At 40.2% G+C, this 26,146-nt stretch carries 21 protein-coding genes and 3 pseudogenes; 14 read left to right on the forward strand and 10 right to left on the reverse strand.

Annotated features, from left to right (window positions below; all coding sequences use genetic code 11):
• The first annotated feature begins 131 nt into the window (after positions 1 to 131).
• Both ACFYU8_RS14810 and ACFYU8_RS14815 read left to right on the forward strand, forming a co-directional pair.
• On the forward strand, positions 132 to 851 hold the full coding sequence (locus ACFYU8_RS14810; RefSeq protein WP_390300225.1) for a YebC/PmpR family DNA-binding transcriptional regulator: 720 nt from the start codon (positions 132 to 134) through the stop codon (positions 849 to 851).
• A gap of 232 nt (positions 852 to 1,083) precedes the next feature.
• The gene (locus ACFYU8_RS14815; RefSeq protein WP_390300223.1) at positions 1,084 to 1,995 is read left to right on the forward strand and encodes a tyrosine-type recombinase/integrase; all 912 of its coding nucleotides are present in this window, start codon (positions 1,084 to 1,086) and stop codon (positions 1,993 to 1,995) included.
• Between the two features lie 277 nt (positions 1,996 to 2,272).
• Here ACFYU8_RS14815 and ACFYU8_RS14820 read toward each other — a convergent pair whose 3' ends face one another.
• The 5 genes from ACFYU8_RS14820 to ACFYU8_RS14840 form a co-directional block, all read right to left on the reverse strand.
• Entirely contained in the window at positions 2,273 to 2,614 is a 342-nt protein-coding gene (locus tag ACFYU8_RS14820; RefSeq protein WP_390300221.1) for a hypothetical protein, read from the reverse strand.
• A 45-nt stretch (positions 2,615 to 2,659) separates the two neighbouring features.
• Positions 2,660 to 3,385 (reverse strand): hypothetical protein, encoded by a 726-nt coding sequence (locus ACFYU8_RS14825; protein WP_390300219.1) that lies wholly within the window; start codon positions 3,383 to 3,385, stop codon positions 2,660 to 2,662.
• A 335-nt stretch (positions 3,386 to 3,720) separates the two neighbouring features.
• The gene (locus tag ACFYU8_RS14830; protein WP_390300217.1) at positions 3,721 to 5,019 is read right to left on the reverse strand and encodes a hypothetical protein; all 1,299 of its coding nucleotides are present in this window, start codon (positions 5,017 to 5,019) and stop codon (positions 3,721 to 3,723) included.
• Between the two features lie 777 nt (positions 5,020 to 5,796).
• Entirely contained in the window at positions 5,797 to 6,411 is a 615-nt protein-coding gene (locus ACFYU8_RS14835; RefSeq protein WP_390300215.1) for a hypothetical protein, read from the reverse strand.
• 34 nt (positions 6,412 to 6,445) lie between these two features.
• Complete coding sequence (locus tag ACFYU8_RS14840; RefSeq protein WP_390300213.1) at positions 6,446 to 6,721, reverse strand: hypothetical protein; 276 nt, start codon at positions 6,719 to 6,721, stop codon at positions 6,446 to 6,448.
• Positions 6,722 to 7,208: 487 nt separating this feature from the next.
• On the opposite strand from ACFYU8_RS14840, the gene ACFYU8_RS14845 reads away from it, so the two are divergent.
• A complete protein-coding gene (locus tag ACFYU8_RS14845) occupies positions 7,209 to 7,775 on the forward strand; it encodes a recombinase family protein (protein WP_390300211.1) in 567 nt (188 codons plus the stop codon).
• Between the two features lie 362 nt (positions 7,776 to 8,137).
• On the opposite strand, the gene ACFYU8_RS14850 is transcribed toward ACFYU8_RS14845, so the two are convergent.
• Positions 8,138 to 9,856 (reverse strand): DNA/RNA helicase domain-containing protein, encoded by a 1,719-nt coding sequence (locus ACFYU8_RS14850; protein WP_390300209.1) that lies wholly within the window; start codon positions 9,854 to 9,856, stop codon positions 8,138 to 8,140.
• A 147-nt stretch (positions 9,857 to 10,003) separates the two neighbouring features.
• Between ACFYU8_RS14850 and ACFYU8_RS14855 the strand changes: the two genes are divergently transcribed.
• From ACFYU8_RS14855 to ACFYU8_RS14885, 7 genes and pseudogenes are all read left to right on the forward strand, one after another.
• Positions 10,004 to 10,357, forward strand: a complete 354-nt coding sequence (locus tag ACFYU8_RS14855; protein ID WP_390300207.1) for a nucleotide pyrophosphohydrolase — start codon at positions 10,004 to 10,006, stop codon at positions 10,355 to 10,357.
• A 492-nt stretch (positions 10,358 to 10,849) separates the two neighbouring features.
• Positions 10,850 to 11,218: a hypothetical protein gene (locus ACFYU8_RS14860; protein ID WP_390300205.1), complete on the forward strand. Its 369-nt coding sequence runs from the start codon at positions 10,850 to 10,852 to the stop codon at positions 11,216 to 11,218.
• Positions 11,219 to 11,250: 32 nt separating this feature from the next.
• Positions 11,251 to 12,825 (forward strand): EVE domain-containing protein, encoded by a 1,575-nt coding sequence (locus tag ACFYU8_RS14865; RefSeq protein WP_390300203.1) that lies wholly within the window; start codon positions 11,251 to 11,253, stop codon positions 12,823 to 12,825.
• 308 nt (positions 12,826 to 13,133) lie between these two features.
• Positions 13,134 to 14,513 carry an ATP-binding protein gene (locus ACFYU8_RS14870; RefSeq protein WP_390300201.1) on the forward strand — a complete coding sequence of 460 codons (1,380 nt, stop codon included), beginning with the start codon at positions 13,134 to 13,136 and terminating at the stop codon, positions 14,511 to 14,513.
• Between the two features lie 169 nt (positions 14,514 to 14,682).
• Positions 14,683 to 14,880: pseudogene (locus ACFYU8_RS14875) on the forward strand (GMP synthase (glutamine-hydrolyzing)); the annotation flags it as partial.
• A 165-nt stretch (positions 14,881 to 15,045) separates the two neighbouring features.
• Positions 15,046 to 15,150, forward strand: a pseudogene (locus ACFYU8_RS14880) (sporulation transcription factor Spo0A); the annotation flags it as partial.
• A 258-nt stretch (positions 15,151 to 15,408) separates the two neighbouring features.
• Positions 15,409 to 15,564: pseudogene (locus ACFYU8_RS14885) on the forward strand (YebC/PmpR family DNA-binding transcriptional regulator); the annotation flags it as partial.
• Positions 15,565 to 17,845: 2,281 nt separating this feature from the next.
• Here ACFYU8_RS14885 and ACFYU8_RS14890 read toward each other — a convergent pair.
• Both ACFYU8_RS14890 and ACFYU8_RS14895 read right to left on the reverse strand, forming a co-directional pair.
• Positions 17,846 to 18,430 carry a hypothetical protein gene (locus tag ACFYU8_RS14890; protein WP_390300199.1) on the reverse strand — a complete coding sequence of 195 codons (585 nt, stop codon included), beginning with the start codon at positions 18,428 to 18,430 and terminating at the stop codon, positions 17,846 to 17,848.
• A 963-nt stretch (positions 18,431 to 19,393) separates the two neighbouring features.
• Positions 19,394 to 20,332 carry an ABC transporter substrate-binding protein gene (locus ACFYU8_RS14895; protein WP_390300197.1) on the reverse strand — a complete coding sequence of 313 codons (939 nt, stop codon included), beginning with the start codon at positions 20,330 to 20,332 and terminating at the stop codon, positions 19,394 to 19,396.
• Positions 20,333 to 20,551: 219 nt separating this feature from the next.
• Here ACFYU8_RS14895 and ACFYU8_RS14900 point away from each other — a divergent pair, with 219 nt between their 5' ends.
• Entirely contained in the window at positions 20,552 to 21,094 is a 543-nt protein-coding gene (locus ACFYU8_RS14900) for an RNA polymerase sigma factor (RefSeq protein WP_390300195.1), read from the forward strand.
• Complete coding sequence (locus tag ACFYU8_RS14905) at positions 21,078 to 22,460, forward strand: hypothetical protein (RefSeq protein WP_390300193.1); 1,383 nt, start codon at positions 21,078 to 21,080, stop codon at positions 22,458 to 22,460. The genes ACFYU8_RS14900 and ACFYU8_RS14905 overlap by 17 nt, the downstream gene beginning before the upstream one ends.
• Before the next feature lie 58 nt (positions 22,461 to 22,518).
• On the opposite strand, the gene ACFYU8_RS14910 is transcribed toward ACFYU8_RS14905, so the two are convergent.
• Both ACFYU8_RS14910 and ACFYU8_RS14915 read right to left on the reverse strand, forming a co-directional pair.
• Positions 22,519 to 23,001 (reverse strand): GyrI-like domain-containing protein, encoded by a 483-nt coding sequence (locus ACFYU8_RS14910; protein ID WP_390300191.1) that lies wholly within the window; start codon positions 22,999 to 23,001, stop codon positions 22,519 to 22,521.
• 51 nt (positions 23,002 to 23,052) lie between these two features.
• Positions 23,053 to 24,312: a hypothetical protein gene (locus ACFYU8_RS14915; protein WP_390300189.1), complete on the reverse strand. Its 1,260-nt coding sequence runs from the start codon at positions 24,310 to 24,312 to the stop codon at positions 23,053 to 23,055.
• A 167-nt stretch (positions 24,313 to 24,479) separates the two neighbouring features.
• Between ACFYU8_RS14915 and ACFYU8_RS14920 the strand changes: the two genes are divergently transcribed.
• Positions 24,480 to 24,812 (forward strand): PadR family transcriptional regulator, encoded by a 333-nt coding sequence (locus tag ACFYU8_RS14920; protein WP_390300187.1) that lies wholly within the window; start codon positions 24,480 to 24,482, stop codon positions 24,810 to 24,812.
• On the forward strand, positions 24,809 to 26,116 hold the full coding sequence (locus tag ACFYU8_RS14925) for an FtsW/RodA/SpoVE family cell cycle protein (protein ID WP_390300185.1): 1,308 nt from the start codon (positions 24,809 to 24,811) through the stop codon (positions 26,114 to 26,116). The genes ACFYU8_RS14920 and ACFYU8_RS14925 overlap by 4 nt, the downstream gene beginning before the upstream one ends.
• Positions 26,117 to 26,146: the final 30 nt, after the last annotated feature.

A 26,146-nucleotide genomic window follows, 5' to 3' on the forward strand; every position in this document is an offset into this window, starting at 1 on the left:
TCTCTCATCTAGAGGCTGTGCTTTTAAATTCTTCCACTGCTTAACATATTTCATAAGATTGAGGTATAATAGGCTAGTGTGTAAAAGGAATCCGGAGTATTCAATCTGTCATATTGAAAGCGAGTGGGATTATGGGTCGTAAGTGGAACAATATTAAAGAGAAGAAAGCTTCTAAAGACGCGAGCACCAGTCGTATTTACGCGAAGTTCGGGAAGGAAATTTACGTAGCGGCAAAGCAAGGCGAGCCGGACCCAGAGTCCAACCGTGCTCTGAAGGTCGTCCTGGAGCGTGCCAAAACGTACAGCGTACCTAAAGCGATTATCGACCGCGCGATTGATAAAGCAAAGGGCGGCTCTGATGAAACCTTTAGCGAACTGCGCTATGAAGGCTTCGGACCAAACGGATCGATGATCATTGTGGATGCATTGACCAATAACGTAAACCGTACAGCTCCTGAAGTGCGTGCTGCATTCAATAAAAACGGCGGTAACATGGGAGTATCTGGTTCTGTAGCTTATATGTTCGATCCGACAGCTGTTTTCGGCATGGAAGGCAAATCCTCCGATGAAGTGCTGGAAATCTTGATGGAAGCGGACGTAGATGTACGTGACATTTTGGAAGAAGACGGCGCTGTCATCGTCTACGCGGATGCAGAACAGTTCCACGCTGTACAAGAAGCACTCAAAACGGGTGGCGTCACAGAGTTTACAGTAGCTGAACTGACCATGCTGGCGCAAAGCGAAGTAACGCTGACAGAAGATGTACAAGCTCAATTCGAAAAGCTGATCGATACTTTGGAAGACTTGGATGATGTGCAGCAGGTGTACCATAATGTTGATTTAGGTGAATAAGCCGAATTGAACGTTAGGGAAGCCTGATATATCAATGTTTATAACGACTATGCTTTTGTTCTTATCTAATCAAAATGAGTGATTATTACCGTTTTTCTACGTCAGCGATGATATACATGCTGAATTTAGTTTGAAAACACGGTGATATACATCTACTTTGTTTTATATAGGAGAAAGCATATAACGAACTCACTTTTTGTATGGAAAAAATCATACAAGAGGTGAGTTTTTTATGTTAGTAGAGGATATTTATAAAGAGTTTTTATTTGATCTGGAAATAAAGAATTTCTCCATTCGAACCATCAAAGGATACAGAAACAACAATCGGGCATTTTTAAACTTCCTAACAAATGAATATAGCCTAATGGAGATAGAGGATGTAACTTCGAATCACATAAAAGCGTATCTGATGAACCTAAAGAAGAAGGGATTAAGCGTAAGCTATATCAATGGCATTCAAAAGAACATTAGGTCATTCTTTCGATTTTGTGTGGAAGAAGGATACGTTGCGGAAAAAAGGAATCCAGTCCTTGGTTTGAAATGGATGAAACAGCCAAAAGTTCTAATCAAGACTTTTGAAGATGAAGAAGTAATCAGAATGTTAAACGTATATAAGGGGAGTCATTATTTAGAACTAAGGAACAAGCTCATCATCATGTTTTTTGTTGACTTGGGTATCCGAAACCTAGAATTATGCAGTCTTACCTGCCCAGACGTTATGGATACGACAATCAAGATAAGAGGAAAAGGGAATAAAGAAAGACATTTATATATTTCACCTATCCTTAAAAAATATATGATTAAGTACGAAAGAGTAAAAGAGCTGTATTTCAAAGATAAACTAATGACAGATTCGAACTACTTCTTATCACAGAATGGGAAAATGCTTACGAACACAGCTATTGAGATTGTGGTAAGGAAAGCAGGACAACAGGCAAAGGTTAGAGAGAGTATTCGTTGTAGTCCGCATACCTTGAGACATTATTACGCTCAGAAGCAGTTAAGGCTAGGACTGGATGTATATAGCCTAAGTCGATTACTTGGGCATGAATCGACTGCAATAACCAATATTTACCTGCAATCTATTCAAGATGAAAAGATTATTGAACTTGCCAAGACCTCTAGCCCGTTGATGAATCTATAAGTTTGTTAGTAGTTAGGATCACATACGACGAAGGACATGAGTTCAGAAAGCATCAAACAATTGGTTAGTTTGAATCATTGAAGGAAACTGATTAGGATAATAGAAATTCCCCCCTAGAAGTAGATATTTGCCGCTTCTAGGGGGGCTTGGTATATCATCTGGAAAAGGTTCTAACACTCAAAAAAACATCCAGTATTCGCTTTCTATCTATTACGGCAGATTCGTAGTCGTCCTCGTCTCTAGCAGTTAGCGCTGAGTTTATTCTGTACTTATCTCCTTAATTAATTATTCTTGTTTCTAGTCTTGTTGACAAAGCACTCAACCGATTAATGAGTTTGTCTTGGTCTTGTTGCTTGTCATAGAGGGCTTGGATTGTTGCTTCTCGCTCAGATAGTCGTTCTTGAATCGTTAGTTCTTTTATATTTATGTTGCAATTCGAAATATAGTCAGAATACTCACGATCATAATCGTTATTTTCTCTTTCAAACAAGAAGTCATATGCACTCGATACGATTCCAGAAGAGGGTTCAGAGGTCATAGATTCTATTATGTTAATTAGCTGGTATTGCTGATCTTGTAACTTTTTCAGTACTTTTAAAATATCTTTAAATTGATCCATATCTTCAACTCCTTAAACTCAATTGAATTCATGTTTTATTTATTTCTATGCGCTTTTCTCTAACCTAGCTTTAAGTTGATTCACAAGATCAATTGTTGGTTGATCTAAAAAAGCATTCTTTGTTTCGATACTCCCTAGCATTTCAACCACAACAGGGATATTAAGATTCATTTTCAACGCATTACGTATGTCCACATAATGAATAGATTCGCCTGACTCTATTCTGAAATTAACGCGAGTTATCCATCTTAATGCCAGTATTTCGTTATAACATGCATTTACTCGATTCTTATACTCGTCTGAAGTCATGTCATGTTTCTCAGCAATGTATTGAACGGCAGAATTCCACTTTTCAATTGAAACTCCATGTCGTTCACCATAGCGTTCAAACCATATGAATGGATTCATTGATTGTTTTGAAGAATTGATAGATCGGTACAGAGGAATCATGTTTGCATATGTAGTTCCTCCGATTCCGTACTTCATAACTACAGAACCCCAAGAGAGTGGTACGAAGTGATCTAGGCCAATACCTTCATTTCCTGTGAGAAAGCATCTATAGCCAAAATTCTCAAGTATTGATTCAGTTTGTTCCTCAGTTAAATTATTTGGTAACTCTTTAATATTTTTTTGTCTTCGTTCCCTCGATTCCTTATTCTTTTTGTAAAGACATACTTTGCACACAGCGCTTTTCCCGTATCTACCACCTTTTTGATTGTAGAAGTCGGTAATTGGCTTATTTACGCTACAGATAGAACATGTTTTTCGCATTCTTGACGCTCCCATGTAGAAGATTATTCTTAGTTGCCATCCACAGTTTATTGCGTAAATGAAAAAATGTAAAATATACCTAAATGCTCAAGAAAGTACCGTATATACTGTGTCTTAAATTAAATAGCACTGAGCCAACGCTCAGTGCTGACTGCCGCGGACAACGCTACGCTTTTGTCCTTGTCAACGATTCGAACGCTACGCTTTTCGAATCGTCTGGAGTGTAATCGATGTAGCATAGTTTTTTTGTACTTCTTCTTTTAAGGAAATAAAAAAATAAGACTGTATTTTATTGATGTTTTTTGATGCCATAATGCACTCGATTGCATTATGGGTCACAGATTCCAGTCGCTTGGCGGTTGATCTGTCACAGCTTCCTCGGGAAGAGTTTCGAACTTGTCTGAGGTCAAATACTGTTTGAACAGATCACGCATCCTCTTGCTTGGAATGTAGATGACTATTGGTTTACCGTCTCGAATACTACTACGCCAAACCCACTGAATGAGTTCAGACAATGCCCAAGTGTCTTCGTCAACTTGAACATCGTACTGTTGAAAGAATCCCTTTTCAATTGGATTCATGAATCTATTGACCAGATATGCAAGATGATATTTGTCTTTGTGTAAATTCGTGGCTCGTTCTGTCATTGGAATAAATGCGTTCTTGTAACCCTTTGGCGTGAGTTTCTTCTGAATCCTTTCATTGTTTCCTTTAACAGTAGTCCACAGTGCTGTGCTGTTGTTAGCCTTACAGTGATTCGTCAGAAAACTAAAAGTGTTCCGTTTTAGTGTTGTAATTATGTCTTTATTTCTACTGTTTTCTAGCCAACTTTTAGACAATTTATTCCGATCGTCACCAATATCATTAAGCTTACCTTCGTAGATTCTTATCCGTCTACGCAGATGTTCTTTGTCGTGGACTTCTCTATCATTGTACGGCACAAGTCTGTATTCTTGATCGTCTTTAGCAACAGAAAGGTATCCGTATTTAATGCCATGTAAGTCGTAATAGTATCGCTGAAACTGACCTTTAAACAAGTAAGTCAAGATGAATACATCTTTGAACAGTTTGAAAATGTCACATGGTAGATTCCACATCAAAGCCGTTTTGTCAGCACACAACATAAGGTTGTTGCCGATAGCGTATTTCTTGAATATATCGAATTGTGATTCGTGTTCTAGCCTGTCTTGCTTCCACTTGATGTAGGTCAAACCTCTATTGTTAACCTCATATTCAATTAGTCCAAGGTCTACCATCGACTCCAAATCGTCCTTCTTTAGTGGAACTTGTTCAATAACGTTCATTACTTCATCCAGAATTAAAGTATAGTTATTGCTTCGAATTAACTCTCTTGTTTCTGCATTTGCCATCTTGAACAATGCGTGAGTTGTTGCAATGTCTTTGCCTTCTCCTAACAGTCTATGTAAGTCTTCCAGTTTAGTGTCACCTTTAATCGATTTTGGTTCGTGAAACTCTCTTGAATGGACAGACTGCTGTACTCTCGTGACCTCTTCAAGAAAAGGTGTAACGTAAATAAAACTATGGGACTGGATATTCATTTCATTCATATACTGGATAGCCCAAGAGGTCTTACCATACCCACAAGGCGCGTCTACTACATTTACGATTGTCATATTACATTTCTCCTTTAGTAACGATTTTCTGGATTCTGGATTTAAGGTCTAATGAAATAGCGTAGGATCTGTCATGAACCCATCTACTAAGATGCTCCCTAGAAACGCCACTTTTGATAGCAATGAAGGTAAGTGTAGTTCCGTATTGCTTCTGGAATGCAATGACTGCTGAACGTAGATCATCATCATTCAATATTGGTCACCTCCTTTCACGAAAGTGTGATGTTGCAAGCAAATAAAAAACTCTCCGAACAGTCGGAGAGTGGGTCATTATTTAAGCGTTTATAACAGAGCCATTTCTATAGATTTGGCAGATGTTTAATGAATCAATGAAATTAATTAGTATTTCCTCATATATATTTATACATTAGCGACGAAAAAACACACAGTGACCGAAAAAATTTGTTATTAGCCTGATATTTGAAATAATTTCTAGTAAAAAAGGCTTCGGTTGGGGCTTTCGTATCGTAGAATCTGCTTACAGGGTTTGTGAGTGGGAGAGTTAGGCTTGTTCCTAACAATTACGGGGGTCTACAGGCTGTCAAGTACCCCCTAGTGGATAGAGTTAGTTTGGTGTTTACGGTTCAAAGATGGGGCTGTCTAAAAAGTCCATTTTCGAGTAAATTACATCGAAATGAAAAACCCAAGAATGTTAATTTAACGGCATTCTTGGGTTTTCCCTATTTTAGTTATGGGGCTGAAATACCACTTTTCGGACAGCCTTTCGGACAGCCCCATCTTGTTGATATGTTTTGGATGCTCTCTATGTGCCACGCCTTAAGATATTGAAGAAGAATCTTTAGAAACACACACTAATGTCCATGAGTTTCTTACTGTAATACAATCAAGAGTGGCAATTTGTACAAGACTGCTTAAATTAGACGGTGTTGAAAAAATGCTCTTTTCTATTGTTATTGGTAGAAAGTTTCTTACGCTCCCATGCCAAGTCCATATGTTTCTCTCTCTCATTTCACGATAGATTTCATTTAATACCTGCTTCACAAATAAATATGTTCCGTTCCCTTGCCAATGATGCGGAAAATATGTACTTATCTCATTAAGAGATGAAGCTAACCAAATCAACGCAATATCTTCATGATTATCTTTATGATCCCACATCATTTCCACTGTTCGCTTTAGCCCAGTGGGCAATCGCCAATTAACCCCAAGCAACCCATAATTACTTAAAAGATCAATTTTGTTTTGTTTTGTATCATTTGACCACCAATCGATGATCTCGTTCCCAAGTTGGTAATTTGGTGATTCCAATTTTTTAATAGTGACCTTAATTTCCTCAAATAGAGGGTTGTGATTCATTAATGGATTGTAATCTTGACAATATAGATTCCAGTACGAAAAAATTCTATTCCAAGAGATTTCATCAGTTAACATTAGTTTCCTCCAAAAGTAGATTTATTATCTTAACTTATTGTGATTGCTCGTATTCTTTAGCTCGGCGGTAAAAGTATTTGGTTTCATACCAATTCTCCTCTGGATGCAATAATTGAACGTAAACTTTCAAAAAAAGCATTTCATACACAATGCTCGTTGGTTCTTCGCTGATAAATGGACAATATAACAAATAATCTTTTTGGCGTTTCATTACTCCTAAACCAACCTCTGTAGCTAGATCAATGCCAATTTCATTTTTCGCTTTGTAAAAGGCAATATTGTCTAAAGTAGGGAATGGAGTTGCTGACACCGTAACTGATGATTTTTGAGCAAACTGTCTGCTCGATATAAGAATCCACTATTAGTTTCTCAGAACAAATCAATGCTTTTAGTATCAAGAAATCCACCTAAAGAATGCGCTTGAAGATTATTGTCATTAACAACAATTGAAACTACTTCAAAATCTACACCCTTAATCAAGCTAGATACTCTCAAAAAAACTACATTACCGATTTACAATCACTCTCCTTTTTTGTTGGTATATATAATTATATAGAAAGGCGCAAGAATCCCACGCCTGACAAAATAGAATGTGCTATGACAACGCAGAACTTCATACACATATACGATGTCGTTCCAAAAACGAAGGTTAATGAGACAGACGGATGATACAGTTATATTTCATCATAATGTAGGTTAGTTTGTATCATAACTCGTATCAAAATCTATGTATCATTAAATAGTGTTTATTGGTATGCTAATCCTACAAACTAAAGGATGTAGGGGATGACAGATCAATGATAATTGGATATGCAAGAGTATCAACCTCAGACCAGACCTTAGACCTGCAGTATGACGCATTAAGCAAGTATGGCGTAAAGAAAATATTCCAAGAGAAAGCAAGTGGTGTTAAAGACGATAGAGAACAGCTACAGATTGCTTTAGACTTATTAGATGAAGGTGACACTTTAGTTGTTTACAAATTGGACAGGCTTGCTCGTTCCACGGTGAAACTAATCCAAGTACTCGACGGCATCCAACAAAAAGGGGCGAACTTGGTTTCAATTAACGACAACATCGATACTTCTACTGCCGCTGGAAAGGCGTTGTTTGGTATGTTAGCTGTATTTGCGGAGTTTGAACGCAACATTATTATTGAACGGACACAGGCAGGATTGAAAGCGGCAAGAGCGAGAGGACGTAAAGGTGGTAGACCTGTTAGCGATCAGAAGAAAGTAACACAAGCGTTAAAGTTATATGATGCGGGAGATCATACAGCTAAGGAGATTGAAGAATTAACTGGAGTTAAAAAAGCGACATTGTACAGGGCGATTGCAAAAAGGAAGACGCAGTTATCTGAATAAATTTTTTAACGTGGCTCGTGTTTCACAGAAGGGATAAAAAGACCAAGTAACCCCATCTGTAAGTTTGAGGTAACTCAATACAACAATCATTAGTCAAGCCACAACATTGCCAGTACACTTATTGTTGTTAACAAAGAGAGGGATTCGGATGATACTACTGCAATTGGGTGATGAAAATGCTTAATATGAAACCGAATAACTTTTAATAGACGAGCTAGGGAATATGAAAGTATAGGATAGACAGGGTACATGATTAAAGGAGTAGAGAAAAAATACGAGTGCATAACAATAGATAAAAATACTAAAGAACTGTGCTGTAAAAGTAGTAAATTTCTATTACTGACACAGTTCCTTAGTTACTGTTAATTATCTATTCTTTTGAATATTTTATCTTCAAAGTAGTTCCGTACATTATGGTCTTCAAAATAAATCCTGCATCCACTAATACCTCTAGTTAATAGAACGTAATAAATATTTAATACGTATCTAGTGAAGTCTTCTTCGTTAAAATCATTTATTAATGGTGTTCCACCAATATCTTTATAGTTTTCTCTTACTGCAATAAGTTTCCCGTTCTCGCCAACTTGAATATCTTTGCCAATAATAACTCCGACATAGTCAAGATCTGCTCCCTGAATTGCATGAATTGAACCTATCTCTTTTTTGGTACTTTCAATTTCAACCCATTTTTCATATTGATTATTCCATCTCCACTTATTTTCTCCTTCAGCCCAATCATAAGGGAAATCCTCTCTATTTACCCCTTTATTGTGTGGAGCTGTTGGTTTTGATACCCATTCTCTAGTGTAGCCAGCAATGACGCGATTAGTAGTATTCGCGTGAAGTAATTCGATTTCTTCAGTGTATTCAAATAAATCTTTTATAGATTTAACGATGCCAAAATAGGAATCTTTATTACGATAAGTAAAAACATCCAAATTAAAGTCAGTGTCATTATCAATATCTAAAGCACTAAGAATTCCTTTTATATAATCATCTCCGCTAAACAAGCCGTTTCCTTTTATTCTGTATTGTTTATCTAATGAATTATTTATATATTTTTTTGTTTGTTTAATGAAATCACTTCTGACAATATCTTGTGGGCGAATAGATTGGAATCGGTCGTAGAACAAAACTATTCCATTGGTGAGTTCTTCAAGCATATGAATCTCATTAATCTCAGGCAGATTTTTATCAAAGTGTTTTTTTGATTCTGGATGACCTTTTGGATAATATCGTTGTAATCGATGCGCTTCATCAACCAAGATAATATCAAATTTCGAATTACTCTTACGTGCATCTTCTATAAGTTTGCCAGCTCGAACAAAAGTAAATTTATTATTCAAATTCAACTGTCTTAAAATTCTATTAAATTTATTTATCAAATTACTTGTAGTGACTAACCCTATTTTCTTGTCTGGATTATCATTTACTAATCTAAACATGAGAGACATTAATAAAACAGTTTTCCCAGTACCAGCACCACCATGTATCAAATATTTGTTCGATGGATCTTTTACTACTTTATCCTCTATTTCTAATTGTTGATTACTCAATTGAGTGAAAGGGGAATACTTAAAAAGAATCTTTTGTCTTATTTCTTTTATATCTTTTGTTTTTACTAATTTTTCATTAAATAATTCATTACCCCATAATTCAGCGAAAACTTCTTGCTCTAATATATTATGATCTTTGTAATCAGGTTGTGATTGACCATTATTTCGGTTATATATTTTGAATTTTGTTGTGTCTATTTCTGCAAGCATATGATTAATAATCATAAATTCTAAATCTTTAGTGTGTGATTCGGTAAAAAAATTGGCATTATAGATAATAAGACATTTATCAAAGTTCCCGTCTTGAAAATGGTAATCATTTTCTTGGATGTGTTGATTATGACGTTCCCAAAAATGTTTGGTCTGACCAATGTATACAGTTTTTTTATCTAAATTATAATAAATATAAGCGACGATCCCAGAAGTTAATATCTTTTGCTCACTTTCACATAAAGCCTTTATACAATCTTGGTTTTTACTTGATTGGTTTGTATTTAAAGATAATTTCAATGTTCCATATTTCATATAATCTACTCTCTCCAATCATTGGAACTAAAACTTGTTGGGTACTAAGTTTTCATAGTTAATATCATATTTAATGTTAATGGAATATTCTAGGTTGTCAACACGCGGTTAAACTTGTAAATATTAAACTCGGGAGGTAGTAAGGAAATGTCTAAAACTGAATCTAGTATGAATGCGATAATAACAAAAGTAATTGGGTTCAGAGATGAACGTAATTGGAAACAATTCCATAATCCGAAAGATCTAGCTATTTCGTTATCATTAGAGGCTAGTGAGTTATTGGAAAACTTTCAATGGAAGAGTAGTGAAGAGGGTATTACCAAGAACTCAGAAAATATAAAGGCTGAATTAGCAGACGTATTAATTTATAGCATACTACTAGCTAATGAACTTCATTTGAATGTTGAAGAGATAATATTAGAAAAATTGGCTAAGAATGAGCTTAAGTATCCAATTGAAAAAGCATATGGCACAAATAAAAAATACACAGACTTTGATTAACCACTTTAAACTCAGCTGTGAAATGTTTAACTTGAGACTGTCGGTCAAAACGAGGTTGTTATCTTCTTCAAATTGAATAGGTTCGAGCGCCCGTAGCACAGCAGTAATGAGCGACAGTACTTAAACTGTCGGTCTTTTGCATTAATTGGGATAAAATTGCATTGACGAGTTTGAAAACGAGGTTATTGAACATGATGGGCAACAAACTCAAAATGTGGAATGACTTTTGTGAGGAGTATCAAGTGATAAGCAAAGGTGTTCCACTATTTTAAACAATCAACGGTGTTAAGGCTGATGTTTTTCCCTATGGGGCTAGCAGACGGTTATTGCTCAAACGTAGTAATGAAATGGAAGTTTTGGTAAAGCAACAGTCTGGCATTGTGGTTAATGACTATCAACAAGGTACAGATCAATATGACGGATTGATATACATGATGTTCTGGAAACTAAACAATGAAGTTGTTCCTCTTTACATAGGTAAGGCAGAGAAGTATGGGAAAAGGGGAGGGAACTTCAGAGAACATCAAGGATGATAGTGGGAAGTTTTGTCGCTGGGGTTACAACTATGTTTATCGTATTGGGGATTTAAGTGCTGTTGTTTGTCCAGATCATCAGGACATAAAGAAAACAAGGAAATACGAAAAATGGGCTAATAAGTTGTTTGCAGCTACTCAAACCGATAACCCTGTACTTAGACAACCAGTCTATTTCTGGATTTCGCCTTGGTCTAAGGATTGGACAGGTGTTTGGCGGGAATTTGGAGCAACTTCGTTGACATTTTTTGAGTATCTGTTGATCGGGTTAGCAAGCGAAGTCTTTCCAGATACATTGCTGAACGATGAAGGAGTAAATAGAAAGTGACCTAGAAAAGCACATAAGGAGGGGCAAGAAATATGGATGAAAGAAAGTATCTTGATAGTCTTTCCAATAAGGAGTACGTGAAGGGAAGAGGTAAGGAAACTGAATACTATATCATTACAGCGATATATGGGAAAGACAATTATAAACTCACTTTGATACGGAATAATACAGTCATTTTTGAAGATAGTTACAATGGTCTAACAAAAGCGAAATATGGTGCTTTTGATTGGCTTCTTAGCTACGACCCCTCAATATTTAAGAGAAACGTTGTAACAATGGTTCATTATAAAGAAGATAGAGAAAGTAATAGAGACCCATGGGTAAAGGATACAAATAAAGAGTTACATAGGAACTTAGAAAAATTTTTGGCAACTCGAGGTCAAGTAGAACAAGAGGAACAACCCCACATTAATACATGGATTTTTCAGGGTAATCCTAATCGTTTCAAAGTAGATGATTACTTACGAGAAAATCAAGACATTGTTTGGTCGATCAGGCAGGAGCATTACGTGAAGGATGTGCAAGTCGGGGATAGGGTTTATATATGGCGTTCTGAAGCTGGCAAACAAGGTTATGGCGGTATCGTTGCTAGAGCGACAGTTATAGGCTTGCCTTTATCCAGAAAAGATGTGACTTCTGAGTATTGGGTGACTCCTAGCGATGCCTATGAGGTTCTACCCAGAGTCCCAATGCACGTAGAGGAACTGGCACTTGAAGGTAATCATCTCAATAGAGAATTTTTGAAAAAGAATGCTGTATTGTCTGATCTATTAATCCTCAAGATGAGCAATAACACAAATTATTTGCTTTCAAATGCACAGGCAGAGGAACTTTTACAGCAATGGAATAGTAATGTGATCGGTAGTAGCAAGGGTAATAGGGACATCCCGCTTCCTGACCCAGTATCCCGAAACAGGGAGTATATGTCGTACAATGAACAACAGAGAAACAAAGTAGTACATGAGTACCTTTTCAACGGGAATACTCACAGATGGATTGATGAACATACCCTAGAACTTGACCCAGAATGGAGTCGGGGTTATCAAGCCATGGGTATCCTTCATCACTTAGGGTTGAAGAATGCCTATAAGGGGCTATTCAAAGGGCTATCAGTTGCTGAAGCTATTGAATTGATTGAGCAGGAATGTGTTGAGCATCCATCAGATCGTAATTTATACATACCAATCATCTCATCACTGACTGGAATCAAATTTAGTGATCATCAAGATGAAGATTCTATTGGTGATATTCAAGCTGACGAGGGGAAAGAGTATCCCGAAGGGAAAATTGCATTTGTGCTTCATAAGAAACGAGAACGGAATCCAAAGTTAATCAAGGAAGCCAAGAGATTGTTTATCAATAAGTATGGTCGGTTATATTGTGAAGCTTGCAACTTTGACTTCCAAAAAGTGTATGGAGATAGGGGCGTTGATTTCATTGAGGGACATCACAAAAAATTGATTTCTGAAATGAATGAAGGGGAAAAGACGAAGGTTGAAGATATTGCAATGCTGTGTAGCAACTGTCATAGAATGATACATAGAAAGCCGATAATTAGTGTTGAAGAACTCAAGGTGCTTATTCTGTCGAGTAGATGTGAGGGCTAATTTGATCTACGACATAAGTGTTATTGAGATTCTAGTCCTCAGCATAAAAGAATTCATAAAAAGAGACTACTTTTTGATAGAAAATAGCCTTAAAGAAGAAAGCCTTAAACATATATTTACAAGCATTGGAGAAAGTCGAACCCTGTTTCTCTATTTGGAGATTAGATGGTTGACTTAACGAAAAAACAGCAAAAAATAAGAAATGACTATAAGGCGTATAACTACATTCAAACTCAAAAATTAGATCAGGTGATGATACTTAATAGTTTGATTGAAATCTAAAACACTCTTTTATGAGGGGACTTTATATGTATAATTCATTAGATAAATTTTTTGAATTAGTTGATAAGGAAACAGAGAATAATAAATGGGACTATAAAAGAGATATTCATTTAAATCCAAACAATTCATTTGCAAATTTGTTAAAGGACATAATAGCATTTGCAAATAGTGGCGGTGGTTGGCTTGTATTGGGTGTTGATGATAACTGTAGCATAATAGGTGTGGAACATAAGATTGACCCTACATCACTTGGTGAAAAAATTATAAGTGTAACTGGTGAGCAATTATTATTTGACTTAAATTACTATAGTATTTATAAAGAAACAGAAAAAATAGTAGGGTTATTGTATGTTCATGATGCTGAAAAAGTTATAGTTTCACCAGTAAATTTAAATAATGATAAAGGAAAACCAATAGTTAGTGAAAATACTATTTATTATCGTAGAAATGCTAGTTCGATTAAAGCAAACACAGATGATTTAAATTCCCTCATCTATAAAATAAGTCAGTTAGGTACATATGAATTTAAAAAAGAAGACATAAAATTAATAGAAAGCAAGAAGTCGGAGTACTCATTGTTTAAAGAAGAAAACGATTTTTATAAAGGTGAATTTGAATTTAGTGTTTCTAGATTTGCTAATAAGCTGAACAATATTTTTTATTTACATCAATCTAAATACACTAAATATGAAATGGGAATTCTGTTGGGTTTCGAGGTTAGTGCTATTGATGAGTATTTTGAAGGTAAGAGATTTCCTAAACTAGAACATTTATTACGTGCTGTTGAGATATTTGATCTACCACATGATTACTTTTTTCAAACCACAATTGGTGTGGCAATGCCGTTTATTCAGAATCCGATGGTGACATATGTAATATTGGAAAAAACTAGAGATAAGTTAGGGCTGTTTCATTACGGTTTTGGAAAGGCTCTTGAAAAAATATTCTGGGAGACAGCAAGAGAATTTTCTTTTTTTAAGAAATGGTTATCTTGTGATAACAGAGAGGATTTAAATCCAGAAAAAGATGAGTGGAGTAGGTTGAGCAATAATATTGTGAGATTGTATGAAAATTATGAGAGGTATCTAGAAGGTGTAAGCGAAGAGGTATACATTAGATTTAAAAGCCATTTAAGTACTCAATACTATAAGGAAATAGAAAGAACTCCAGATGTAAGCGAAAGTTTCCTCAATGAAAAAATCTATACTAATTTAATTTATAGCGATATTGAATTTGTATGTAAGTTTATTTCAGAATTGATTAGAGAAATCAGCATAGTAGATGGGAAAATTTATATTGATTATAATTTTCTATACGAAGTACAGAATAAATTGATTCGTCATAGAACATATGATAGCAATAATATGAAAGTGATCTTTGAGGGAGAACGATCGTTGGATGAGTAGTTAAAAACTATTAATACAATTTTAATAATTATTGAAGTGACAGTGTGATCTTGATCTGTAATTAAAATACTAATTCTGAAGATGAATAGTTGAAACTCTTCAGTTTGACCTGCTACAATTGATACACCAAAACAACGCAATAATTGAATAGTAATTTACTCAATTGAAATACACAGTAGGTATCCGTGCGGTAACTTCTATTGATGGTATGACAGCGGACTGGGCACGTATCCCTTGGGACGTGTTGGAGAAAATCTCTGTACGTATCGTTAATGAGGTAGAGAACGTAAACCGCATCGTGTACGATGTTACTTCTAAGCCACCTGCGACAATTGTGTGGGGATTATTATCTCGCTCAGGATATTAGTCGGTTTGACAGCCTGGGAAAAATTGATTATTGTTTTATAAGAGCATTTTTGTCTATAAATTTTGCTTTTGAAAGCCAATGAACATTTGGATTTTGGTATACTCAAAATGATATTTTTTATAGGTCAAAATGTACCGAATATATAGCTAAAACCCTTGATAAATCAATCTTGACTCCATCCCCAGCTTGTTTGGCTACACAATCTCCAACACCAAAGCGAAGCCGACCAACTCCGAGTTTATTGTAGTAGATGCAGATAAGTTATATTAAGAAAAACGACATATCAATTGATATGTCGTTTATTCTTTCTAATCATTATATTTAAGAGAACAATTATCCAGTTGTACATCAATTTATAGTCAATGTTCATCATAGTAATTGAGCTGAAAAATAGCTTTGAGTAGTGATATACAACGTGACTACTATGGTAAATTTGTGCATTTCATGCTAGGATAAACATATACCATTTCCTACAAAAAGTGGGTACATAAACGTTGATGGATTTTGCGTGTTAAAAGCTGCAGGTGTATCAAAGAATTCTCCATAGCTGAACTGACCATGCTGGCACAAAGCGAAGTAACGCTGACAGAAGATGTACAAGCTCAATTCGAAAAGCTGATCGATACTTTGGAAGACTTGGATGATGTGCAGCAGGTGTACCATAACGTTGATTTAGGTGAATAATGTTTTCAATGGAGAAGACCTTTGTTTAAAAGCAGAGGTCTTTTTTATGTGGCTGCGGGGAAGAGAAGAATATTTCCAGTCTAGGCTCCAGGCTCCGTCCTGCTGGGGGTCAAGACTGTCCGCTCCGAAGGGATTAGCGGGGAAACGCAAAAGTGGTAGCCGCTTCGTAGCGAGGGCACGTTGCGTTTCTTTTGCCCGCCAATCCCTTCTCCGCTCGGTAGGACTCCACAAGTCGCTACGTCTGGAAATATTCTTCTCTGTCGTAACTGATGACATTCTTCAATCTTTTAAGGCTTTAAAAAAATCGGGTAACACGAAAGCTCGTAGAGGAAACAGGAGAAAACAGCGAAGATCTTAGGACACCGACCGAGACGCAATGCAAAAAGCGAAACACGCCTTTAAGCGTCCACCTCTGAAACACATCCTGAAAGGACTACTTTGGACGCGGTTTCGCTTTTTGCATGGAGTCGTGCAGTCAATCCCCCAGGGGGTGGCCCTAGAAGCTGAGCGTTTTCTCCGGTTTCCTCGCCACCACAACAGCACCTTGAGGCACCTATTATGTGGCTGCGGTGAAGAGAAGAATATTTCCAGTCTAGGCTCCAGGCTCCGTCCTGCTGGGGGTCAAGACTGCCCGCTCCGAAGGGATTCGCGGGGAAACGCAAAAGTGGTAGCCGCTTCGACGTATGGGCACGTTGCGTTTCTGTTGCCCGCCAATCCCTTCTCCGCTCGGTAGGACTCCACAAGTCGCTACGTCTGGAAATATTCTTCTCTGGCGGAACGGATGACATTCTTCAATCTTTTAAGGCTTTAAAAAAATCGGGTAACACGAAAGCTCGTAGAGGAAACAGGAGAAAACAGCGAAGATCTTAGGGACACCGACCGAGACGCAATGCAAAAAGCGAAACACGCCTTTAAGCGTCCACCTCTGAAACACATCCTGAAAGGACTACTTTGGACGCGGTTTCGCTTTTTGCAAGGAGTCGTGCAGTCAACCCCACAGCGGGTGGCCCTAGAAGCTGAGCGTTTTCTCCTGTTTCCTCGCCACCACAACAGCACCTTGAGGCACCTGTTATGTGGCTGCGGGGAAGAAGAACATTTCCAGTCTAGGCTCCAGGCTCCGTCCTGCTGGGGGTCAAGACTGCCCGCTCCGAAGGGATTCGCGGGGAAACGCAAAAGTGGTAGCCGCTTCGACGTATGGGCACGTTGCGTTTCTTTTGCCCGCCAATCCCTTCTCCGCTCGGTAGGACTCCACAAGTCGCTACGTCTGGAAATATTCTTCTCTGGCGGAACGGATGACATTCTTCAATCTTTTAAGGCTTTAAAAAATCGGGTAACACGAAAGCTCGTAGAGGAAACAGGAGAAAACAGCGAAGATCTTAGGGACACCGACCGAGACGCAATGCAAAAAGCGAAACACGCCTTTAAGCGTCCACCTCTGAAACACATCCTGAAAGGACTACTTTGGACGCGGTTTCGCTTTTTGCATGGAGTCGAGCAGTCAATCCGACAGGGGGTGGCCCTAGAAGCTGAGTGTTTTCTCCTGTTTCCTCTCCACCACAACAGCATCTTGAGGCACCTGTTATGTGGCTGCGGGGAAGCTTGGGCTGCCCGCTCCGAAGGGATTAGCGGGGAAACGCAAAAGTGGTAGCCGCTTCGACGTATGGGCACGTTGCGTTTCTTTTGCCCGCCAATCCCTTCTCCGCTCGGTAGGACTTCACAAGTCGCTACGTCTGGAAATATTCTTCTCTGTCGTAACTGATGACATTCTTCAATCTTTTAAGGCTTTAAAAAAATCGGGTAACACGAAAGCTCGTAGAGGAAACAGGAGAAAACAGCGAAGATCTTAGGGACACCGACCGAGACGGAATGCAAAAAGCGAAACACGCCTTTAAGCGTCCACCTCTGAAACACATCCTGAAAGGACTACTTTGGACGCGGTTTCGCTTTTTGCATGGAGTCGTGCAGTCAATCCCCCAGGGGGTGGCCCTAGAAGCTGAGCGTTTTCTCCTGTTTCCTCGCCACCACAAGAGAACCTTGAGGCACCTGTTATGTGGCTGCGGGGAAGAAGAACATTTCCAGTCTTCGCTCGGTAGGACTCCACAAGTTGCTACGTCTGGAAATATTCTTCTCAAGCGGAACGGATACGATTCTTCATTCTCTTAGGGATATAAAAAATCGGATAACACGGAAAGAGCTTTGGAGTTTCCTAAAGAGAACAGAAAAATAAACAAGCTGATGTCGATTGAGCTTCGACATCAGCTTGTGGACTAGATGAACGCGGTTAGCCAATGCGCTTGATCAGGTTCATTGTTCCCGTTGATCTGATAATGAGCCATCCGTCAGGAATAGGGGAGCCAAGCATTACCCATACCTCTTGACCAGAAGGAGCATTATTGAGATTTTGGATGAAGTTCATAGTTCCCGTACTTCTCGTTACGACCCATCCGTTAGGAATAGGAGAGCCAAGCATTACCCATACCTCTTGAGCAGAAGGAGCATTATTGAGATTTCGGATGAAGTTCATAGTTCCCGTACTTCTGGTTACAACCCATCCGTCAGGAATAGGAGAGCCAAGCATTACCCAAACTTCGTAACCAGAAGGAGCATTGTTAACATTCTTAATCAAGTTCATATTTCCTGAACTTCTGATCACAACCCATCCGGATGGAATAGGTGAGCCTAACATTACCCAGATTTCCTCGCCAAATGCTTTATTTGGGCTTGTAAGTCCATCCTTCTTTTTCCAATCTTTCTGGGTACCATTTGTTGCGTAGGTAGTTGCCTCTGCCCCTTGGGCGGTTGCAGCTAAATTTGGTACAACGACAACTGAACTTAACGCTAGGATGACCAAGGCTTTCTTAAACATTTGCATCAACCTTTCATGAAAGTGATAAATGTGTTTTAGAAGCTTTCATCGAGTGGATGCCAAAGTTGAGTAAACTAATTACAAAAATACCAATATATACTATCTTAATCGAAATCCATTCTCTTTACTTTAGGAGATATTGTCGAATGGGAGACAAAGTAGACAATATTTTGAGAAAGCGTGAGTTTCTATGTGGCTGTGGTGGGGAGAAGAATATTTCCAGTCTAGGCTCCAGGCTTCGTCCCTCGGGGAAGTGAGGACTGTCCGCTCCGAAGGGATTAGCGGGGAAACGCAAAAGTGGTAGCCGCTTCGACGTAAAGGCACGTTGCGTTTCTTTTGCCCGCTAATCCCTTCTCCGCTCGGTAGGACTCCACAAGTCGCTACGTCTGGAAATATTCTTCTCTGTCGTAACTGATTACATTCTTCATTCTTTTTAAGGCATTAAAAAATCGGGTCACAGGGAAAGCGCGTAGAGGAAACAGGAGAAAAAAGCGAAGATCTTTGGCAACACCTACCGAGGCGCAATGAAAAAAAGCGAAACAAGCTTTTAGCGTCCACCTCTGAGACGCCTCCTGAATGGACCACTTTGGACGCGGGTTTCGCTTTTTTTCATGGAGCCGGACAGATTCACTTCCAGGAAGGTGTTCCAAGAAGCTGAGCGTTTTCTCCTGTTTCCTCCCCACCACTCAAGCGCGACAAAGTGTTTTTTCCAAAAAAATAAAACCGCCTCCATAAAGGAGACGGCATATATCGAGCTCGTTAGTTTTGAGGTGTTACCGATCATCACGTGCGACGCATCTACCTCCAGTATGAAGTTAGAAGCTTAAAGCAGTGTACGGTTTCCCTTACTCACTTGGTGATCGTGTAAATCATCCATGGCACATCGCCTCCGAAAAGGAATACAGCCTGATTGAAAACACACCACCGAGCTCGATGAGTATAGTATGAGCCAAGCCCATCATTTTATTCACTCATCTTTAGCATTTGTTTTCGAATCGCATTTAAAAACGATTGGTTGCTGTAGGCCGTGCCACCAGCCAAGCCGGGTTCAACTGCATTCATGTACATTTGATCTGCTTTGACGGCGTTCAGGTTTTTCCAGACAGGCTGCTCTTGCAACTGCTTAAAAGCAGGCTGGTCTTCTTTGTTCACCATCACAAACAAGTAGTTGGGATCTTCTTTCGCCAAAGCATCCATAGAGAGCGCGGTACGCTCCTGCACATTTGCGACGACATCTGGGACAGGCAGGGCCAAATCCGTATATAACAGGTAATTGTACCGCTCGTGCTTCGGATAAATGTAGAAGGAGCCTTCCTCGAACCACACCGTCAGCACTTTCTTTTCTGGAAGTGGGGCGAGCTTGTCGCGGAGTTCCTGTGCGTTATGCTTCACTTTTCCTACAAATGTATCCAAATTGGCATCTTTCCCACGAACATCAGCGAGCAGACGCAAGTTTTCTTGCCAATGAGCTCCGTTTGTAGAGACGGGGATGACGGATGCAGTGCTTTGCAATTTGGCCAAGTCTTCCTTGGAGGTCTTGTCGGTTGTCATGATGACGTCCGGTTCGAGGGCAACCAACTCACCTAGGTTATCTGCAATATTCCATGGGAGATGCTTGGCATTTCGGGTCATGGCCTGATATTCCGCCGGAAATTTTCCGTTTTTATCCATAGTCGCTGCGACGGGCGGGATTCCCAGCAAGAAAGAATCCTCATACGAAGCAGGGAAGCCTACGTATACAATATCTTTGGTTCTGGCTGGAATTTTATAAGTGTTGCCCAGGTAATTGATCGATCTGGTCGGATTCGATGCTGCTGAATCCCCCGATTGTCCACCATTGCCGCAGGCTGTCAGTACAAGGAGCAAAGCGGCGATCGGGATAGCTAGTAGCCGTTTATACATACAGGTCACTCCGTTCTTACTTCTTGTGTTATCAGGAAAGTAGCAGGACTCATGTAAATTATAGGCTACCCGATCCATCTGTCGCTGTTGCATTCCTGAACATTTTCAAACATTCTACTGTAACCTTTTTCCTGATCAAGACACTAATTGGTATACTAGAAAATTTTCGCTATAGAAAAGTAGTCGATCAGCCGACAGCAAGAGAATGGAGGAGCTTCTTTGTATGAGGAAATGAAACATCAGGTCATGGCCATCTATGAGCGGCATTATCATGATGTGTACCAATTTTTGCTGTACTTTGCCGGTAGTCAGAATGATGCAGAAGATTTGACACAAGAGGTTTTTTTGCGGGTGATTCGCTCACTCGAACGATTTGAAGAGCGGTCTGACGTAAAGACGTGGCTATTTGCTATCGCGAAGCATACGGCGATGAATTACTATCGCAAGCGAAGGTGGCAAAAGCTGTTATCGGGCAATTGGCTGTCTGTCGTGATGCCAGCCTCAGAGGGGAATCCGGCACAAGAAGCGGAAAGCCGGGAGGACGAGCAGGAGTTGATTGCTGCGATTAAGGGACTACCTCCGCATTACCGCATGGTTGTCATTCTGCGTGGCATTAAAGAGTACAGCGTCAAAGAGACAGCCGAAATACTGGGGTGTTCAGAATCAAACGTGAAAACGACGATGCACCGGGCACTGAAGCTGTTACATGGCAAACTGTCGCATACGAAGAAGGGGGAGCTGTACAGTGGATTGGCAAAATGAACGAGATATGCTGGAACGGTTAGCGACTCTGCAAAAAAGTACACCCCCACGTAAGGAGTTTGTAGAGAGTTTACGTACTGTGCTGGAACAAGAAACCATTCGGGTCGGCAAGAGGAGACGGCTGTTCTTGACTCCGTTGAAAGCGGGGATGACAGCAGTCGTGATCGCTTCTGGCTTTGGGCTGTATATCATGGCTGGGATGGGGCAAAACGAACTCGTGGACCCTCAGGTGACGGCAACTAGTAGTCCGCAGCTTCCCGCTCATCCTGTATACGAGCAGGCGAAGAAGCTGCTGCAAGAATTGGCAGGTCGAGATGCGAGTCAATATGCGGTAAACGGCATGCTGTCCAATACAGAAACAGGTCATGTCGTGATGAACAAGACGGTTAACAACATTCCGGTTCTTGAAGATCAATACACGTTTACGATAGACAAGGCGGGCAGGCATCAAATAAAAGAGATACAGACAAACGATACGACAGGCATGGTCTTTCCTGATCCCAAAAAGGCAATGCCAATAAAGCAGGCTGAGCAAATTTTTGGGCAAAGTGCCCGGCTCCTCTATTCAGAGGGGGAAGGGCGGTTGCAATACGAGTTTCCATTTTCAGGTGATATCGATGCCGTCACAGGAGAAATTTATCCCACGGAACGCTATCATCCCGATTACAGTCTCGTAGAAATGCCGCCAATTCCGGTGAAACCGGGAGGCATAAAGCTGGTAGCTCCTGACATCGAAGAAGCAGATAGACTTTTTCGGGAGTGGGGATTCGCGCCTCCGTTTTCCTTCGTTATTCATCAAGGCTCAGGCGAGCATACGTACAAAGTAGAGACGCGAACCAAACAGAAAATGGAATTGACCGTGGTGACAGAAACAGGGGATATTCTTGACTATCGGTATGGAAATATCCATGAAGAAAAGGAGAAGCTCCCTCATCCGAAGCTAGAAAACGTTCAAGAAGCAGCTAGGCAATTTCAGAAATACCTTCCGTTAGACACCAAAGAACTGCTGCTTGGTTCTGCCACTAGAAAAGGCAACATCGAAACCTATATATTCTTCAAGTCCCATCAAGGAGTACCGATTATGGGGGGGTATACGGTTCATTTTGATGTAGGTAGGAAGCAGGTGATCGGAGTCATTCCCCCGTATGAAAAGGAGTCTAAGAAGCTTCCTGACAAAAGCAAGGCAATGTCACGGGAGGCCGCGACTAGCGTATACGTCACCCATCGTCCACTCCGATTGGTCTACAAGCTGATGGAGAACCCAACTACAGGAAGAGTAGAGTCGCGGCTCGTCTATCATATTTACTATCATGAAACGCCGCTCTATATGGTGGACGCGCTGACAGGGGAATGGGTGCGTAGATAATAACAGCGTAACAACAGAAAAGCCAGGGAGCGGATTCCCTGGTTTTTCGCTATGTCTCTTATTTGAATAGAGGAACGTAAATATCAATTTCATTGTCTTCCTGGTCTGGCTTGTAGCGCTCGTCCCAATACTCAAAATCAAATCCGGCATAATCATATCCCGTTTCGCAGAGCCAAGACCCGTAAAGAAAACCATACGTCTCTCCCAAGTTTTCTTCGGGTCCCTTGTGGGTTACTTTTGCAAATGTCCCCGCAGGAATCGTGTGACTGACCATCCCTTCAGGAATATCGGCGAGGCTGGAAACTTCGACGCCAATTAGGGTGGTAAAAGGATCTACCGCTGCATCGAAGTCAGCTTTGTCAGGATAGAGTTGGATCAGATATTCGCCCTCACCAACCTGCTTGTGAATCTCGCTTTTTCTAGTTCGCAAAGCTTCAGTCGTAGTAGCGGAGAGCTTTTTTCCCAAGTCTTCTGTCACATTCGCCGTAAAAGTGATACCAATTACAAGTGTTTCCTCGCGGGATAGAATGGTTGGTTCCATAAAACAACGTCCTTTCGTATATAGAATACGGAACAGAGTAAATACAAACAGCTATTTCAGTTCTCTGGCATATATCTTCGTCCCATCATGCGTAAACGTACCGATATATTTCTTGCCGCCTACCGTATATTCCATAGAAACGGTTTCCTTTCTAGGAGGCGTGAGTAGCTTGTGCGGAAACGGGAACGGCTGTTTATTCGCGACGTCTGCAATGATTTGTGTGTCTGTGTGAAAGAGTTTGCCAGTCTGTTTCAATTGCTTGAGCTGCTCTGTTTTATCCAGCTTGTAGGGGAGAGTCGTGGTCGGTTTGTCCATCGCATTGATTTTCTGGAAGGAATACCCTTCCTTTGTTTTCGACACCGCAATAAACTGTCCGTCACTCGTCTCTTTCAGAAAGGCATATTTTTTCGAAGCGAATGTCCCTTTTTTGTTCATCAATAAGTAAAATTCTTCGTTGTCCTTTTTGCCTGACACGATAAAAACTCCTGAATGGAAGTTGGATTCCACCTTGTAATTTCGAGAAGGCTTCAACACGACTTTTCCTTCGTGCGTAATAAAGTGGGTCATGCCGTTAATTTTCACGCGATGCAATCCTTCGCTGTATCCCATGTACTCATCAAAGAAAGGCTTTGCGTGTATTTTGCCATTCATATCTTTTAAACCAAATTTGTAGGATAAAACCATGCCATCCTTTACGTTACGTTTGACAAAAGGGTAGTGATGAATATCGAAAGTTGTAGCTCCCGTATATTCACTTGGGATCGTGAATAGTTCCTCATCTGTGATCTGCTTGGATGTTTTCGTACGAGCATTATACAGATAAGAGGTATAGCTTGTGGGAGAATACAAAAACCACTCTCCGTCTATTTGCGTGAAATAATTGTTGTAGGCGCCTAATTCCTGTGTGTTGCCTTGTTGATCGAAAATAATAAACGAGCTGTTGCCGTAGAACGTAATAATATGAAAAAAACCGTATCCGTCTTGCAACGGACTCATGTACCCCGGATATGCTAACGATTCCTGCTGATCGATTACTTTCCCGGTAGGAGAAACAAGGGCAAAATGAGGGAACCATTGCTGCTTGAACTCTTTGTAAAAGGGATCGTTTGGACTCGATCCTGCAAATGGGACGAAAAATGGTTCCGTTAGACCAGGTGGTACCTGAATCTCTTTTTCTGTCGGAACGTACTTGAGTACTGTCGTTTCCGGTCTGTCTGAACGGATGGCATTTTCGGAATGTGCGACAGAGGGAATGATTGATAGAGTAAGGCTTAGAGCTAACAGAATGTTGAAGTATTTGGTCTTTTTCATAGGTAGAGTCACTTTCTCTTTCCATTTTTATCTGTAGAAGGTAGATGTTTCGCGAAAGCTGAATGTCACGCATGTGTTGATCTTACAAGATTTGGATGATAGAATCATATGCATAGATTTATGATGTATTGTTAATCTAGGTATTTGCGGTTAAATCGGGAGGCACTATGAAAATCAATAAGGAGCTTTTAAAGGGCAGTACCGTAATTCTGATCTTGACGATGCTGGATCGAAAGGAAATGTACGGGTACGAAATCGCGAAAGCCATCGAGAAGGAGTCAAATGGCCTGTTTACATTAAAAGAAGGGACGCTGTATCCGATCCTGCATGCGCTCGAAGCGGAGCGTTATGTGGAAGCGTATTGGGATGAGAAGGATGGAAGAAAACGCAAATACTATCGGATTACGACAGAAGGTCGCGGGCAATTGAAGGAGAAAAAGCACGAGTGGCATACGTTCCGCGATGGGATTGATCGGGTGCTGGGAGAGGGAAGAGCATGAAGCAGACGAATACACATCCATTGATTGCAGATTATCTCGATCAAGTATGTCAACATGTGCGGGCAACGGAAATGCACCGGAGAATTCGGGATGAGCTGGAAAGTCACTTGCTTGATTTGATGGATGAGCAGATGGAAGAGGGTGTGGAAGAGGAAGAAGCGGTGCGGCAAGCCATTTTGCAAATGGGCGATTCTGCTGCGGTCGGGAAGCAGCTGCATCAGATTCATAAGCCCAGAGTGGAGTGGAGGCTTCTGGTGTATGTGGTGGCTTTCCTGGCTGTTGGTCTGTTTACGATGTATGGTATGCAGGTCAGTTTTATAGAGTTCAAGCTGGATTATTACTGGTTCTATGCCTTACTGGGTATCGGGGTGATGCTCGCCGTTACCTTCACGGATTATCGCAAGCTTTTGCCGTACTCGTTGCATTTGTACGTGCTGACTGTTGGCGTGTTTTTTCTCATTCTTGCGTACGGCTATACAATAAATGGAAAAGCATATATGTACATTAGCGGTTCGATTAAGATCGATTTTGTGGCAATGTCCATGTATTTGTTTCTCATAAGCGTTGCGGGTATGCTTCTTACCAGGACGTGGCGATTTCGGAGCATAGCTTCCAAGCTGACCGTATTTGTTTTGTTGCCAGCTTGCCTCTTTGTTATGGCTGGATCGTTTACGGACCTCATGCTCTACCTATTTGGATTCATGATACTCATGATGTATACAAAGACCGTCCGGAAAGAAAAACTCTATTTAGTGATTGTGTCTGCTATTGTTTGGGCAGTTGCTTGTTTATTGGATAGCTACACGTTAGGAAGGGTGCTGGGCTGGGTACAACCGACCAAAGATCCGCTCGGAAAGGGATATGTATATCTAGAGGCGATGGAAGCAATTCGCTCGGCAGGTTTTTGGGGAAAGGGCTCCAATGCTCCATTACCGAAAATGTCTTATTTAGACTCCGATTTCAAATTTACGTACTTAATCCATAGTTATGGCTGGATTGCGGGCATCTTGATCTTGTTAGCCGTTGCTCTGTTTATAATGAGACTGGCTCGGGTCGTCAAGGAAGTGGATGAGCCATATGGAAAGCATCTCATTGTCAGTATCGTTCCTTTATTCTCCCTGTTCTTCATTTGGCCACTGATGATGTCAACCGGCATGCTGCCAATCGTGTATCTTGGGATTCCTTTTCTCAGCTATGGCAACATAGGGACTGCTTTGGCTCATTTCGCTGTCCTCGGTCTCATTCTGAGTGTCCATCGGCATAGAAACTCAATAGGAAAGCCACATACCTTCGTGGCAAAATAGCAATCCAGAAGAAGCCTCGGGCAATCGAAA

Source organism: Brevibacillus sp. NPDC003359 (genome assembly GCF_042878995.1).
GTDB lineage: Bacteria > Bacillota > Bacilli > Brevibacillales > Brevibacillaceae > Brevibacillus.